The sequence below is a fragment of the Thermoplasmata archaeon genome (assembly GCA_038874435.1).
In the GTDB taxonomy this organism is placed as follows: domain Archaea; phylum Thermoplasmatota; class Thermoplasmata; order Lutacidiplasmatales; family SKW197; genus SKW197.
Genome location: JAVZCK010000032.1, coordinates 1 through 12445 on the forward strand (window position 1 = coordinate 1; position 12445 = coordinate 12445).

General features: G+C 42.9%; 13 protein-coding genes. 9 read left to right on the plus strand and 4 right to left on the minus strand.

Features of this window, described 5'->3' with window-relative positions; genetic code table 11:
* Window positions 1-141: 141 nt before the first annotated feature.
* A complete protein-coding gene (locus QXD64_08455; GenBank protein ID MEM3397338.1) occupies window positions 142-2241 on the minus strand; it encodes a pre-peptidase C-terminal domain-containing protein in 2100 nt (699 codons plus the stop codon).
* A gap of 211 nt (window positions 2242-2452) precedes the next feature.
* Here QXD64_08455 and QXD64_08460 point away from each other — a divergent pair, with 211 nt between their 5' ends.
* Genes QXD64_08460 through QXD64_08470 form a run of 3 tightly spaced genes read left to right on the plus strand, consistent with a single transcriptional unit; the run spans window position 2453 to window position 5119 of the window.
* Window positions 2453-3445 carry a S26 family signal peptidase gene (locus QXD64_08460; GenBank protein MEM3397339.1) on the plus strand — a complete coding sequence of 331 codons (993 nt, stop codon included), beginning with the start codon at window positions 2453-2455 and terminating at the stop codon, window positions 3443-3445.
* A gap of 45 nt (window positions 3446-3490) precedes the next feature.
* Window positions 3491-3973 carry an MGMT family protein gene (locus QXD64_08465; protein ID MEM3397340.1) on the plus strand — a complete coding sequence of 161 codons (483 nt, stop codon included), beginning with the start codon at window positions 3491-3493 and terminating at the stop codon, window positions 3971-3973.
* A gap of 9 nt (window positions 3974-3982) precedes the next feature.
* Window positions 3983-5119 (plus strand): DUF711 family protein, encoded by a 1137-nt coding sequence (locus tag QXD64_08470; GenBank protein ID MEM3397341.1) that lies wholly within the window; start codon window positions 3983-3985, stop codon window positions 5117-5119.
* Here the strand turns inward: QXD64_08470 and QXD64_08475 are convergent.
* Window positions 5114-6037 (minus strand): malate dehydrogenase, encoded by a 924-nt coding sequence (locus QXD64_08475; protein ID MEM3397342.1) that lies wholly within the window; start codon window positions 6035-6037, stop codon window positions 5114-5116. The genes QXD64_08470 and QXD64_08475 overlap by 6 nt on opposite strands.
* Window positions 6038-6142: 105 nt before the next feature.
* Here QXD64_08475 and QXD64_08480 point away from each other — a divergent pair, with 105 nt between their 5' ends.
* Genes QXD64_08480 through QXD64_08505 form a run of 6 tightly spaced genes read left to right on the plus strand, consistent with a single transcriptional unit; the run spans window position 6143 to window position 9381 of the window.
* Window positions 6143-6295 (plus strand): hypothetical protein, encoded by a 153-nt coding sequence (locus tag QXD64_08480; protein MEM3397343.1) that lies wholly within the window; start codon window positions 6143-6145, stop codon window positions 6293-6295.
* A 24-nt stretch (window positions 6296-6319) separates the two neighbouring features.
* Complete coding sequence (locus QXD64_08485; GenBank protein ID MEM3397344.1) at window positions 6320-6643, plus strand: Lrp/AsnC ligand binding domain-containing protein; 324 nt, start codon at window positions 6320-6322, stop codon at window positions 6641-6643.
* A 14-nt stretch (window positions 6644-6657) separates the two neighbouring features.
* Window positions 6658-6921 carry a UPF0147 family protein gene (locus tag QXD64_08490; protein MEM3397345.1) on the plus strand — a complete coding sequence of 88 codons (264 nt, stop codon included), beginning with the start codon at window positions 6658-6660 and terminating at the stop codon, window positions 6919-6921.
* Between the two features lie 9 nt (window positions 6922-6930).
* Window positions 6931-7737, plus strand: a complete 807-nt coding sequence (locus tag QXD64_08495) for an NAD+ synthase (GenBank protein MEM3397346.1) — start codon at window positions 6931-6933, stop codon at window positions 7735-7737.
* A 1-nt stretch (window position 7738) separates the two neighbouring features.
* Window positions 7739-8290, plus strand: a complete 552-nt coding sequence (locus tag QXD64_08500) for a flavodoxin family protein (protein MEM3397347.1) — start codon at window positions 7739-7741, stop codon at window positions 8288-8290.
* Window positions 8287-9381, plus strand: coding sequence for a hypothetical protein (locus tag QXD64_08505; protein ID MEM3397348.1), 1095 nt, complete (start codon window positions 8287-8289; stop codon window positions 9379-9381). Before QXD64_08500 ends, QXD64_08505 begins: the two co-directional genes overlap by 4 nt.
* Before the next feature lie 67 nt (window positions 9382-9448).
* Here the strand turns inward: QXD64_08505 and QXD64_08510 are convergent, their stop codons facing one another.
* Window positions 9449-9979, minus strand: a complete 531-nt coding sequence (locus QXD64_08510) for a hypothetical protein (GenBank protein ID MEM3397349.1) — start codon at window positions 9977-9979, stop codon at window positions 9449-9451.
* A 2-nt stretch (window positions 9980-9981) separates the two neighbouring features.
* Window positions 9982-12249: a PKD domain-containing protein gene (locus QXD64_08515; protein MEM3397350.1), complete on the minus strand. Its 2268-nt coding sequence runs from the start codon at window positions 12247-12249 to the stop codon at window positions 9982-9984.
* Between the last annotated feature and the right edge of the window lie 196 nt (window positions 12250-12445).

Below are 12445 nucleotides of genomic sequence, written 5' to 3' on the forward strand. Positions count from 1 at the left end.
GAGATTGTCATGCATCCCATCCTCCTTCGTTTTTATTCAGGGAATTCTTAGAAATAAATTAAGGTTTAGGAGTTGTGAATAGAACCATGCTGCTTTATATACTAGCACCCCAAATCTTTATGACCCACAGGGTCATTCTTACTATTCCTCTGTAGTGGCTTTAATTGTAAAACTACCAGAACCAGAGTAGGAATAAACAAGGATGTACCATGTCCCACTAGATGGGCTGGAAATTGTGATACTTTCCGTGGATGTTGAGCCGATGCTTCTATAGTCATAGGATGATGTGGAAGGATTTGCACCATTTTTCACATAGAGATCAAAGTCAGTACCACTTGGACCTATAAGCTCAATCTTCAGCTGACTTTTTCCACTTGGGATTGTGATGAAGTAGTATGCCTTTGCTCCCGTTGCACTCAACGAGCCGGTCTTTGCCACACCATCTGTCAGTTCTCCCGTATCCGTGGAAGTGGATGTGGATGCCTTGATTGTAAATGTGCCAGAGCCAGAGTAGGAGTACACATAGATGTACCATGTGCCTGCAGCTGGGTTCGTAATTGACACTGTTTCAGATGCGGATGATGTTGTGCCCTTGTAATCATAGCTTGAGGTTGTTGGCATTGCACCGAGTTTCACATAAACATCAAAGTCAGTGCCACTTGGGCCAGTCATTTCAATCTTGAGCTGTGCCTTGCCAGATGGTATTGTTATGCTGTAGTACTTGCCATCCTTTGAGGCACTCAGTGAACCAGTGGCTGTCGCTCCGTCTGTCAATTGAGTAACATTAGTGCTTGAGGTGCTTGTTATGGCTTTGATTGTGAATGTCCCAGAGCCAGAGTAGGAGTACACCATGAAGTACCAATCACCTGCTGTGGGATTTGTGACATTAATTGTCTCAGTTGAGGTTGAACCAATGCTTCGGTAATCATAGGTGGAAGTCGTTGGCTTTGCTCCGAGTTTTGCATAGAGGTCGAAGTCAGTGCCGCTCGCTCCAGTAAGCTCAACTTTCAACTCTGTTTTTCCAGACCCGACAGCTAGCAGGTAGTACTTTGCGTCCTTGGCAGCACTGAGAGAGCCTGTTGTCGCAACCCCATCTGTGAGCGCAATTACATCTGTAGAGTTTGCCGTGGTAGTGAGGGTGTAGTCAGAACTCGTTGCAAGATTTCCAGCAGCATCTACCGATTTGACTCTAAAGTGATAAGTTGTTGAGGCGGTTAATCCTGAAAGAATAATGGAATGGGAAGTGACACTGCTTGAATCCGATACTGTATGTCCATACGCACTCGTGGTCCCGTATTCCACAACACTTGTGCTGGGCTCGTTTGTGTCCCAGGCAATTTCAGCGGTGGCTGTAGAAACATTGTTTACATGCACATTTGTTATTTCAGGCGGCGTCGTGTCAGCGCTAAGAGCAAGGGTATGGAACACATCCACAATTTTGTTGATTGCAAGGGAGAGTGAACGTCCTGCAGACTTGACATATACACTATTTCCCCAGTTGTAGTTCTGGTCCATCCATGTGCAGTTCATTATCCCAAGCCCTGCATTTCCAAAAGTGGTGTTGTATGCGAGTTGAAGAGTAGCATCATAAGCTGAAATGACATCTAGTGTGCCATCAAACTGGATGTATGGGTCAAACAGGGTGGAGTTGTAGGTCTGTGTGTATTTGTTCACATATTCCTCATAATCCGAATGGTGCTTTTCCTCACCCCAGTCAGTTCCTGCAGCCATCACATGTCCGAAAACAGTCACATCTACTACATAATGAGAAAGAATTCCTGCGTAAAGAGCGGCACCACTAGAATTGCCAGCTCTCAATTTCTGAATGGCAATCTGGAAGCATTCTTCAGCTCTTTTTGCACTTGCATTATCCTGTAACTCTCCACTAGCATAGTAATATACATGATGCAAGACCACATCGCCAATGCCACCTGGCAGGTTGGAATTATCTGGTAATTCTGTTCCTAACATCCAGGCATTTCTGTTTGTCACTATGTAGTTTTTCTCGTTATCAGGAAGGTAAGCAAGGGCTCTATCCACAATCCAGTCATGGGTACCGTATGCTGGGGAATTTGGATCCAAAGAATCGCCACCATTAGACCACCCTTCAACATTAAACTGCGTAAGGAAAAATGTTAAGCCCGTGGTAAGCAATAATAAAGAGATAATTAGAGATACCACATTTGCCCTTCCTTCTTTTTTCCTCTGGACGCACCCCTTAACACTTTTTCTAGCACCCATCCTTAGACCCCGAATGCGGATTGCCTTTGGGGTATATATATTAAGTTTGGTTATTACCAGATTCTACCACATTCTTGATTTTTAACAACTCAACCATGTTAACAGAAGATTATGTAGCAAACATTTCTCCTCTAAATCATTCATCTAGCTCACGCCAACTCGGACTTTCCAACCACTTCCTTAATATAGCCCTATCTTATGAGTGGCTCTGATGACTGCAGGAGAACCAACAAATAGCAAAATGAATGCTTCGCTAGACCATGGAAAGAAGCAATCAAAATTGAAAAAATACCTGAAGGGTTGGGTGCGGGACATTCTGGTCTCATTCGCTGTTGTAGGCACACTCATCCTCATTCTCTACGCCTATTCTGGACTCTGGCCATTTCTTGTGGTAGTTGAAAGCGGGAGTATGCAACACAGTGCAGAAAGTCAGATTGGTGTGATTGACACTGGAGATATGGTGCTTGTGAAAAAGCTCGGCTCAACTTCAGAAATCACCACATACATTCAGGGTAAAATTTCTGGTTATTCAACCTATGGGAGTTATGGCGATGTCATTGTTTATAAAAAGAATGGACATGACGATGCCACACCAGTAATCCATAGAGCTGTGCTCTTTCTGAAGTACAACGCAACTGCAAATGCGTTTGACATCCCTGAACTCAACACTCCTTCACTTGTGCCCAACAAGGACTGGGGAATTACAGGGAGCGAGCCGAGATGGTACGCAATTGCTAGTAAAATCTGGATTGCAAATTACGGTCATGCGAGGATAAATCTGACGATAAATCTTGCTGGCATTCTCTCAAATGTGGGTTCAAGACATGACGGTTACATTACGCTGGGGGACAACAACCGCGGTGCAATAGACCAGACCAACCTGCTTTACCATGATGAACTTGTTCAGCCAGTAAAATTCGAGTGGATTGTGGGTGTGGCGAGGGGCGAGCTCCCATGGTTCGGAGCCCTTAAGTTGCTTTTTACAGGCAATGCCCAGTATGTGCCTGCGAATTCATGGATGTTTCTCCAGATTTCAATTGCACTCATAATCCTTGTGCCTTTTCTGGTGGATTACTGGCTTGAGAAACGGGCAAGGAAGAAAAAAAGAGAGAGTTCTAAAGCAGTGGTTGTTTGTGCCGATTGCAAGACAGAAAATGAGTTGAAGGCAAGAAAATGCGTAAAATGTGGTGCGAAGCTGAAGTAAAAGACAGCTGGAAGAAAACCGAGAAAATAAAAGAAAGGTGAAAAAATGAAAAAGCAAAAGAAAACCTTCAGGGAAAAACTGAGGGAGGACAAAGGACTGCCAAGAATAGTGAATGTGCCAAAGGAGATGGATGGAAAATGGGGGGTTCGAGAGGGAGATACGATGCTCATCCCTGCCCCTGTTGAGGTGGACGCTGTGATGAAATCTGTGCCCGAAGGCAAGCTCATAACAATTGATCAGATTCGTGAAACTTTAGCAAGGAAGCATGGCACAACCATTTCCTGCCCTCTCACTACCGGGATTTTTGCCTCGATTGCAGCCCATGCAGCAGAGGAGGAAAAGGCAGATGGAAAGAAGGAAATCACACCATATTGGCGGACTTTGAGAAAAGGTGGCGAACTCAACGAAAAATACCCTGGTGGGGCTGAAGCCCAGAAAAAATTACTTGAAAATGAAGGGCATACAGTTGTGAAAAAAGGCAGGAAATTTTTTGTCCAGGACTATGAGAAAAAGCTCGTAAAACTATGAAATGAGAAAATGAAGATTCGCACGATTACACTTGGTTTCAATCTTTCCTATCCATTGAACGAAGCGGAATTTGAGAACTGGGCAAGTTTTCTCCATGCTGCAAAAGCAGTTTTTGAGAGAAATGGGTACGAGGTTCAGACATTGAGAATGACCACTCAACCCTGGGAGGAGTATTTCCGAAGCAAAAGTCAACTTCTGGAGATTGCAGAATCCCTTGAGTATTTTGCTGCATCATGGGAAATTGACTATTTCAGCATGGGCACTGTGAAACAGCCCAGAAATGTTGGATTAATTTATGAAATTCTAAAAAATACAAGGAGAGGTTTCTGCACAACTACTGCATGCAGTCAGAATCAAATAGAGCCAGATATTGCCCTTGCCACTGCAAAACTGATAAAGAAATTTGCGGGACTTGAAAAAGAGGGGTTTGGAAACCTTAGATTCGCCTGCCTCTTTAACCCAAAACCAGATACACCATTTTACCCAGCATCTTACCATAGTGGTAGGCCTTCCTTTGGAATCGGATGCGAAAACAGTGACATAGTGTATGCGGCTTTCTCTGAAGCAAGAGATTTAAGGACAGCAGGTAGAATTTTAATGCAAAAACTTGAGAAAGAATTTAGAACGATTGAGCAAACTTGCGAGGAAATCTCCACAAAGACAGGGATAAAGTTTGAAGGAATAGATGTGTCAGTTGCACCAGGTGTTGAGCGAAATCAGAGCGTTGCCTATGCCTTTGAAAAACTTGGGATAGGCAAATTCGGGGAGCCGGGGACGCTTGCAGCTGCAAAAATTGTTACGGATGTGCTTAATGCACTCAATGTAAAGAAGTGTGGGTATTCTGGACTCATGCTCCCAATGCTGGAAGACACAGGACTGGCAAATAGGAATGCAGAAGGGAAATACAATCTCACAAACCTTCTGCTCTATTCCGCAGTTTGCGGCACCGGTCTGGACACAATTCCTCTTCCAGGCAATGTTTCAACCAGAAAAATTTACCACCTTTTGCTGGACATTGGGTCTTTGGCTGCAAAACTGAATAAATTTCTTTCAGCAAGGTTAATGCCAATCCCTGGTAGAAATGTGGGTTCAAAAACAAACTTCAGATTCGAGTATTTTGCGAACACGAAGGTAGCCCAGTTATAAAATTGCCTTCTGATATGTTTGGTAAATTGCCCTTCCTGCCTCGATGATTTTCTCTTTTTCCTCCTGCGAAAGCAGGTTCCATAAACTAATTTCCTTCTCGAAACCAATTTTGCCTGGCACTGTCACATGCACTGGAATTTCTATGCCTGAGATTTCTATTGCAGTTGAGAATGGTAGAACTCTACCTGTGTGAAGCAACAGTCCTTCAATAATTTCTACGAATGCCCCTGCAGGACCCCATCTTGTGCCACCAGTCGCCTCAATCACCTTCATACTCACATTTTTGATATAATCCTCGCATTTTTTCCGGTCAAGGTTTTTTCCTGTTTGTTCGAGAAATTCCTGCAAAGAGATTCCCTTTACTTTCACACTGCTCCAGAGCGGCACACATGCCTCACCATGCTCTCCACCCACAAAGCCCTCAATATCTGCGATGCTTACACAGAGCTCCCGTGCCAGAATTGTTTTGAAACGAGCAGTTTCAAGGCAGGTGCCTGTGCCAGCCACATTTTTTCTGCCCGCAATTTGCTCGGCAAGTGTTGTCATTGCGTCAACTGGATTTGTGATTACAAAGAATTTTGCGGACGGATTTGCAGATTTTGCACCAGCCACAACATCCCTTACAATTGCCGCATTTTTCGCTGCAAGGTCCCTTCTGCTCATCCCTGGCATTCTTGCTGCTCCTGCAGAAACCACAACGAGGTCTGGACTTTTGATTTCCGAGGCATCGGCGAAAGCATCAATCTCAAGGTCCAGCCCATGAAATGCAAGCCCGTGGTGAATTTCCTCTTTTGTCATTTCTGCAATCTCTGGTTTTATGTCCACAAGCGTTAATTTTTTCACCCATTTTTTGAAGGCAAGGGTGTAAGCCAGCGCACTACCAACTCTGCCCACACCAACAATTGCAATGTGCTTCATGAATGGTGAATGAACACAGGATTATATATACTTTGAAGCAATAATGAAGCAATTGAGGGAAAAAGATTTAAGAAGGAGGGATATATGTTGCCGAAGGTGTTTACTATGACAAAGGAAGAAGATTTCGAACGGCTTTGGAACAGTCCGAATTATGCTAAAGCATGCAAGTTCAGAAACTGGGTTATGCAGAAGACGAGAGTGAGGGGACTGGAACCTACGAAGGATAACTGCAAGAAATACTATTGCGGGCAGATATGAGCTAAAAACTCTGGAAGTGATTGAATGAGTGAAACTGCGACCAATTACGATGATATTATGGCCAAGTATTACGGAGAGGAAGCTGTCCTTGCAATGATTTTGCTGAAAGTTGATGCTAAGGAATTGGAAAATACAGCCACTGAACTTGTAAAATTCAAGAATGTAGAGGATGTTTTTCTTGTAACTGGCGATACTGATATTGTGCTTAAGGCAAGATTTGGAAATTATGGAGAACTCAAAGAGTTTGTGGTGAACGCTCTTGCAGGTATCAAAGGGTTAAAGGAGAGCAAAACATTGCTTGTGGTAACCTCTTACAAAGATTGCGGTAAACCTAGACCTGTGGAATGACAGGAGGTGAAAAATTGGATAAACAACAGAAATTGAGCGAGATTATAGAATATCTTACGCAGCTAGCGGAGGACAACACTATCCCTAGAAACATCAGGCGTGGGGCCTCCGCAGTAAAAGACAGATTGATGAAGGAAAACGAATCCCTTGATGTGCGGCTTGCCAGTGCGATATTCCAGCTTGATGAACTGGCAAATGAACCGAACATTCCAATGCATGGCAGAACAATGATATGGAATATCATAGGGCATCTGGAGTCGCTCCAGAAAGGCGAGTGAGGTAACTTAATGGAAATCAAGATTGAATTAAGCCAGGAAACAATTCCAACCATTAAAGCATTTATTTCTGATTATCTGGAACAGAGTGGCGCAAACGGTTACATTCTGGGGTTGAGCGGTGGACTGGATTCGGCTGTTGTGTGCAAGTTGTTGGTTGATACCGTGGGGCAGAGCAGAGTGGCAGCAGTGCTCATGCCTTCTGCGACAACACCGTCAGAGGATATGGAAGATGCCCGGAAATTTGTTGAAACACTGGGAATTGAAAAGGAAGAGGTAAATATTGAGCCAGTTGTGGAAAAGTTCAGGGATGTGCTGGGATTTGAAATTGATAAAGTTAATTTTGGAAATTTGATGGCGCGAGCGAGAATGTGCATTCTCTTTGCGTTTGCAAACCAGAACAACCTCCTTGTTGCAGGCACATCCAACAAGAGCGAGCTTCTTACTGGCTATTTTACGAAATATGGAGACGGCGCTGCTGACATCTTGCCCATTGGCGACCTCTACAAAACCCAGGTGAGATTGCTTGCAAAGGAACTCAAAATCCCTGATAAAATTTTGAAAAAAGCACCTAGTGCTGGTTTCTGGCAGGGACAGACAGATGAGGAGGAACTTGGCATTTCCTACGAGGAGCTAGACAAAATTCTGTTCGGGCTTGAGCACTTTTTGAAGATTGAGGAGATTCATGCAATAACTGGTATTCCAATTGAGAAAATCGACGCAATTGTGAGAAAGGTGGAGAAGACCTGGCATAAGAGACGACTTGGAGTTATTCCAAAGATTGGAACCCAAACTGTAGGTTTGGATTGGAGGGAATAAAATGTATGCAATAGGAATTTGTGGAAGCCCAAGAGCAAATGGGAACACTGGTTTTCTGTTGAAGTATACACTGGATGCTGTAGAGTGTGAAGAGAAAAAGATAATTTCTATCGGGGATAAGGACATCCAGCCCTGTGATGGATGTAACAAGTGTCTTATTGAAGGCAAGTGCATAAAGGAAGATGGAATGCAGGAGATTTATCCAGAGCTGAGGAAGGCAGACATCATTATAATCGGTACTCCCACTTACTTCGGCGGAGTCACAGCAAAACTGAAGGCATTGCAGGATAGAACCTATATGCTCTACAACAATCTGGAGCTCAAGGACAAAGTTGGGGCTGCGGTTGTGGTAATGGAAGGTGAGGCAGGAGACCTTGTTGTTTCCTCTCTCGCAACCTTCTTTTCCCAGCACCAGATGGTTTTTGCTGGCGGTGTTGTGGGCGTGGGTTCAAGAGAAAAGGAAGTTAAGCGAGATTTGAGGGCTGTTAGAAATGCAATAGCGCTTGGAAAACGAGCTAGCGAGCTCGCCAGATTGACAAGGGCTCAAAAATGATTCGCTGGGTTAATTTTCTCCACATCTATCAACCACCTGTGCAGAGTGCCTACTGGGTAAAGAGAATTGCAAATGAGTGCTATCTTCCAGTTCTAAAACTGCTTTCAGAGAACCCTGAGATTCGCATCACAATAAACATCAGCGGTGTGTTGCTTGAGCATTTTGAAAGGTTGGAGATGCATGAAATTTTTGAATTGATTGACAAAATTAAGGCAAATCGAAATGTGGAATTTACTGGTAGTGCTGCCTATCACCCCATTCTGCCAATGCTCCCAGAAGAGGAAGCCATGCGTCAGATTGCTTTGAACGAATGGATTCTTGAGAAGATTGGCGGTATAAAAAAGCCAGATGGTTTTTTCCTCCCAGAAATGTGTTTTTCTCAAGCAGTTGCAGAAATCCTGGAGAAGATGGGGTATAGGTGGGTAATCATGGACGAAATTGCCTGTCCAGGCAAAATTTCTGGTGTGCTAGGAAATGGCAAGCTCAAAGTAATTCTGAGAAACAGAGGTGTGAGCAATGCTCTAAACACCTATGCCCTGCATTTGGCGGATTTACTGAAAAACTTCGAAAAAAATGAGGTATGGGTGAGTGCAACCGATGGCGAGATTTACGGGCATCATAAGAAGGAATTCTGGCAGATATTCAGGGAGTTGAGGGGTAGTAATGTGCAAACTCTCACTGTAAGCGAGTTTCTGGCAGAGGCCAGTAGTGAGGCGATGGTTTCAGCGAGGGCATGCTCCTGGGCTTCCACAGAAGAAGAGCTGAAACAGGAAATTCCATACCCTCGATGGTACAACAGAAACAACGAGTTGCACATGCTCCAGTGGGCAATTACAGTCAGAGCATTTAAACTTGTTAAGGCAAGGGAGAACAAGAAAGCGAGGGAGATTTTAGACAAAGCGGTGTTCAGCTGTCAATATTACTGGGCTAACCCTGGAATTCTCTGGTATCCTGGCATGGTTGTAAAAGGATTGAAGCTCTGGGAAAGATTTTACAAGGAGTGCAATGCTCTGCAGGATTTCAAGCCAGTTTCTGAGTTGCTGAAACGAAAACTGGAGGAGTATCAGAGGGAGTATTATGGGGGGACCTAATGAAAAGTGCTTCGTCAACATGGGTTATAAATGTCTATGTGATGCTCCAACCAATAGTACTTAGTGTTTATGTGCCTGTTCTACAAACTTCTCGTCGGGGTTTTGGTTTGGTGGTTAGGTGTATCAGAAAGTAGTTATAATGATGTCTGAAAATCACAAAATAACAGTAAACTATGATGGCTAGGATGTATATCACCTGAACTATGATCATAACATAATTGAAACAAGATCCTTCAGTAACATCTATCCACCAGCAAACAAACCAAATGGACCCGGGAATGACTTCTCCAAGCCAGAAAAACTGAAATGGAAGGGTGAAGTGGATAATAATATAATATTCTCTTCTCCATCTGGGTTGAAGATAAATGGTAAGTGGTCGTAATTGAAATACGGTAAAAACAACTGCAAATGTCCAACAACCTACCAAATAACCAATTAGCAGAAAAGCCAACGGCGGTTCAGATGTCCCATCAGCCATGTATGGCAGAGAAATGCCTAAATCAAGCCCAAGATAAAAAAAACCATATGAAACTGCAACAAGAAAGAATCTTTTCTTTGCTTCCACCTTAATCTCCTCAATACCTTTTTCTGCTGGCACTCTTATCCCACCTTCACAAACGCAATTTTATGTAACATCATACCATCAATGTAGGCAGGAAGTAATCTCACTATATAAAATCCTTGCACTGAAAACTCGTGGGTAGCTGTTTCCTCTGGGCTCGTTGAGTCATCACCAAAATTCCATGTTACACTGCTCCAGCCAAGCAGAGGTGAACTATAATTTGCAGAAAAACTAAACCTTAGGACTGTATTCTCTGCAATGATTATTGTTTCGTTGATGATTTGGATAGAAGTCACATTCCGTATTGCCGTGTGGATATTCAAGGAGAAAACCTGATTTTCTCCTTCTGCAGAGTTAAACAGTAGATTATATTGCTCCTCCCCTTTACTTCCAACCACTCTCACCTTTACAGGATTGGCACCACCATTCGAACCGTTGTAGTAAAGGGAAAGTCCAAAGAGATTACCTGGACGGTAGTAAACATTCATCTCTACAATATTTGGTTTTCCAGGTGTTCTTTCTACAAATGTAATGTTTTGAATCTTGGAGTTGTTACCTTCGCCAGAACTATACAGAACTACTCCTATAGTGTTTCCTTTTCTCCCTTCCATCTCTACCTTTATCTTTACCTTCTCTTCTACCTCAATTTCCCCTGGCTCTCTGTATCCCTCAGATGGATAGTAGTACCCCACAGATAAAACCAAGAAGTCCCTAGTTGTTTCTGGGATTGTTGGTAAACCCACAGATTTATAACTCAGCAGAATATCCCCATCACCAGAAACCTCTGCATATCTGTAATCGCGTTGCATTATTTTCTCTGTGATATTTCCGTGGAGTGAACTCATTGCCGAAAGGAGAGGTAATTCTGTGACAGAAATATCTGCATTCACAGAAGAATCTAAACCAACAAAGTCTATTTTATGCAAATTCAGAAAGTAGAGTTTCACGAATAGTTTTTCATGTGAAGCATTTTGAGGTAAGTCCACAATGGTGGTTGACCAAAGATTTCTGGTAGGGATGATTGTGAGATTCCACCATGTATTTTCTTCTGAAAGATATTGAACAAGAATTGACTCTTTTACTGGTGGGTAGACACTCTGAGGAATATATGTTGAGCCCATAGTGGAGTGTTTTATAACAAGCCTCTGAGTTCCCAGATTTGGATTATTAAATTCAAGAACCAAAGCCTCTCTATGATTTCCCTCAAACCACAAATTGTCCTCCGCAATCACCTTTGCTGTCTGATTTACACCATAATTATCCATCGCAGAAAGTGGTGGCTCTGGTGCGATATATGACCTTATTTCACCATTCGTTGTCAATCCTATCTTGATGTTACTATGATGATCTACTGCATATACCTGGAACTTATCAATCAAACTGTGAGCATTTTCCATCTCACTCAATTTCAACTGATATGTGTTGTTTGAAAGTAATGGTTGAGTTTGAAGAAGATAATAATCTGTTACATCTACATCTTCTCTGAAAGGAGTTTCAGACTGCGGTAGGAGATTGTTATCTAAATTGAAATCGTTGCCATCAAATGTAGAAATATATGGACAGCCACCAGGAGGCGGTGGATAGGAAGTGGGCAAAGTTATAGTTACGCTCTGCAGATAGGCTGTGATGTCTGCAATAGAGGTAGTGGACACCCCACCGAGAGCCGATGAGAGGGTTTCTACTTCCATCCATGCTTTGAAGTAATACGAGGAGTCAGAGCGAAGATATGCAGAGAACTGTATTGTTTTGTATTCATTGTTCCAAGAGCCGAAAGTGAACCCTATGAAACCAATATCATGTGAGTAGAGAATGTTCTCTCCTGAGTTGACAATGTAGCTCGCTGTTCCTCCCGCCATCATCATTATTTGAGATTTCAGAGTTATTTTCACATAAGACCTACCTGCCGCAGGAATGATTCCAGTCTGAAAAATAGCATTTTCTGCTGTTCCCTTCACCATGAATTTAAAGGAGACATCGTAATAGCCAGTAGTTGAAACTGTAAATTGATTTGCCGGATGACGGAAACCACCATATCTTAAAAGATAGATTGCACCTCCACCTATTGACACGAAATTGTTATAAATATATATCCTCCCGATTGAGGCGTCTATCAATATATCCTTATGCGTTGCATACGCCGCTCCATTTATGCTGGGTGGTACATCGGCATTATGAAACGTACAGTCCCACGGTGTTTGAAACCAAAGTGTAGTTTCGCCTGACACACTTGGTGGGATGTAACTTACCATCACAAGGGAAACTACTATTATTGCGCTCAGCATTCCAACTCTTCCTATTTTTGACATATCTTTCACCTCTACTCATTCTATATGCAGAACTAGTATTTTTTTTTTTTCGGTGGGAGATGGTGGGAATCACTAACTTCCCAAGTTTTGAGTAATATGTATTTCCAGCTCATTAAGCAGTTTTCTCGTGGATTTTGTCACTTCATTCACAAAGTTCTGCTCCCCTACGGTCACAACATAAACTTTGGATAACTCC

What these genes read in the sequence shown, in the direction of transcription:
- QXD64_08485 (MEM3397344.1), top strand. Translation starts at nt 6,320, where the DNA reads ATGAGTGAAACTGCGACCAATTACGATGATATTATGGCCAAGTATTAC.
- QXD64_08515 (MEM3397350.1), bottom strand. Translation starts at nt 12,249, where the DNA reads ATGTCAAAAATAGGAAGAGTTGGAATGCTGAGCGCAATAATAGTAGTT.
- QXD64_08495 (MEM3397346.1), top strand. Translation starts at nt 6,931, where the DNA reads ATGGAAATCAAGATTGAATTAAGCCAGGAAACAATTCCAACCATTAAA.
- QXD64_08465 (MEM3397340.1), top strand. Translation starts at nt 3,491, where the DNA reads ATGAAAAAGCAAAAGAAAACCTTCAGGGAAAAACTGAGGGAGGACAAA.
- QXD64_08500 (MEM3397347.1), top strand. Translation starts at nt 7,739, where the DNA reads ATGTATGCAATAGGAATTTGTGGAAGCCCAAGAGCAAATGGGAACACT.
- QXD64_08475 (MEM3397342.1), bottom strand. Translation starts at nt 6,037, where the DNA reads ATGAAGCACATTGCAATTGTTGGTGTGGGCAGAGTTGGTAGTGCGCTG.
- QXD64_08505 (MEM3397348.1), top strand. Translation starts at nt 8,287, where the DNA reads ATGATTCGCTGGGTTAATTTTCTCCACATCTATCAACCACCTGTGCAG.
- QXD64_08470 (MEM3397341.1), top strand. Translation starts at nt 3,983, where the DNA reads ATGAAGATTCGCACGATTACACTTGGTTTCAATCTTTCCTATCCATTG.
- QXD64_08455 (MEM3397338.1), bottom strand. Translation starts at nt 2,241, where the DNA reads ATGGGTGCTAGAAAAAGTGTTAAGGGGTGCGTCCAGAGGAAAAAAGAA.
- QXD64_08460 (MEM3397339.1), top strand. Translation starts at nt 2,453, where the DNA reads ATGACTGCAGGAGAACCAACAAATAGCAAAATGAATGCTTCGCTAGAC.
- QXD64_08480 (MEM3397343.1), top strand. Translation starts at nt 6,143, where the DNA reads ATGACAAAGGAAGAAGATTTCGAACGGCTTTGGAACAGTCCGAATTAT.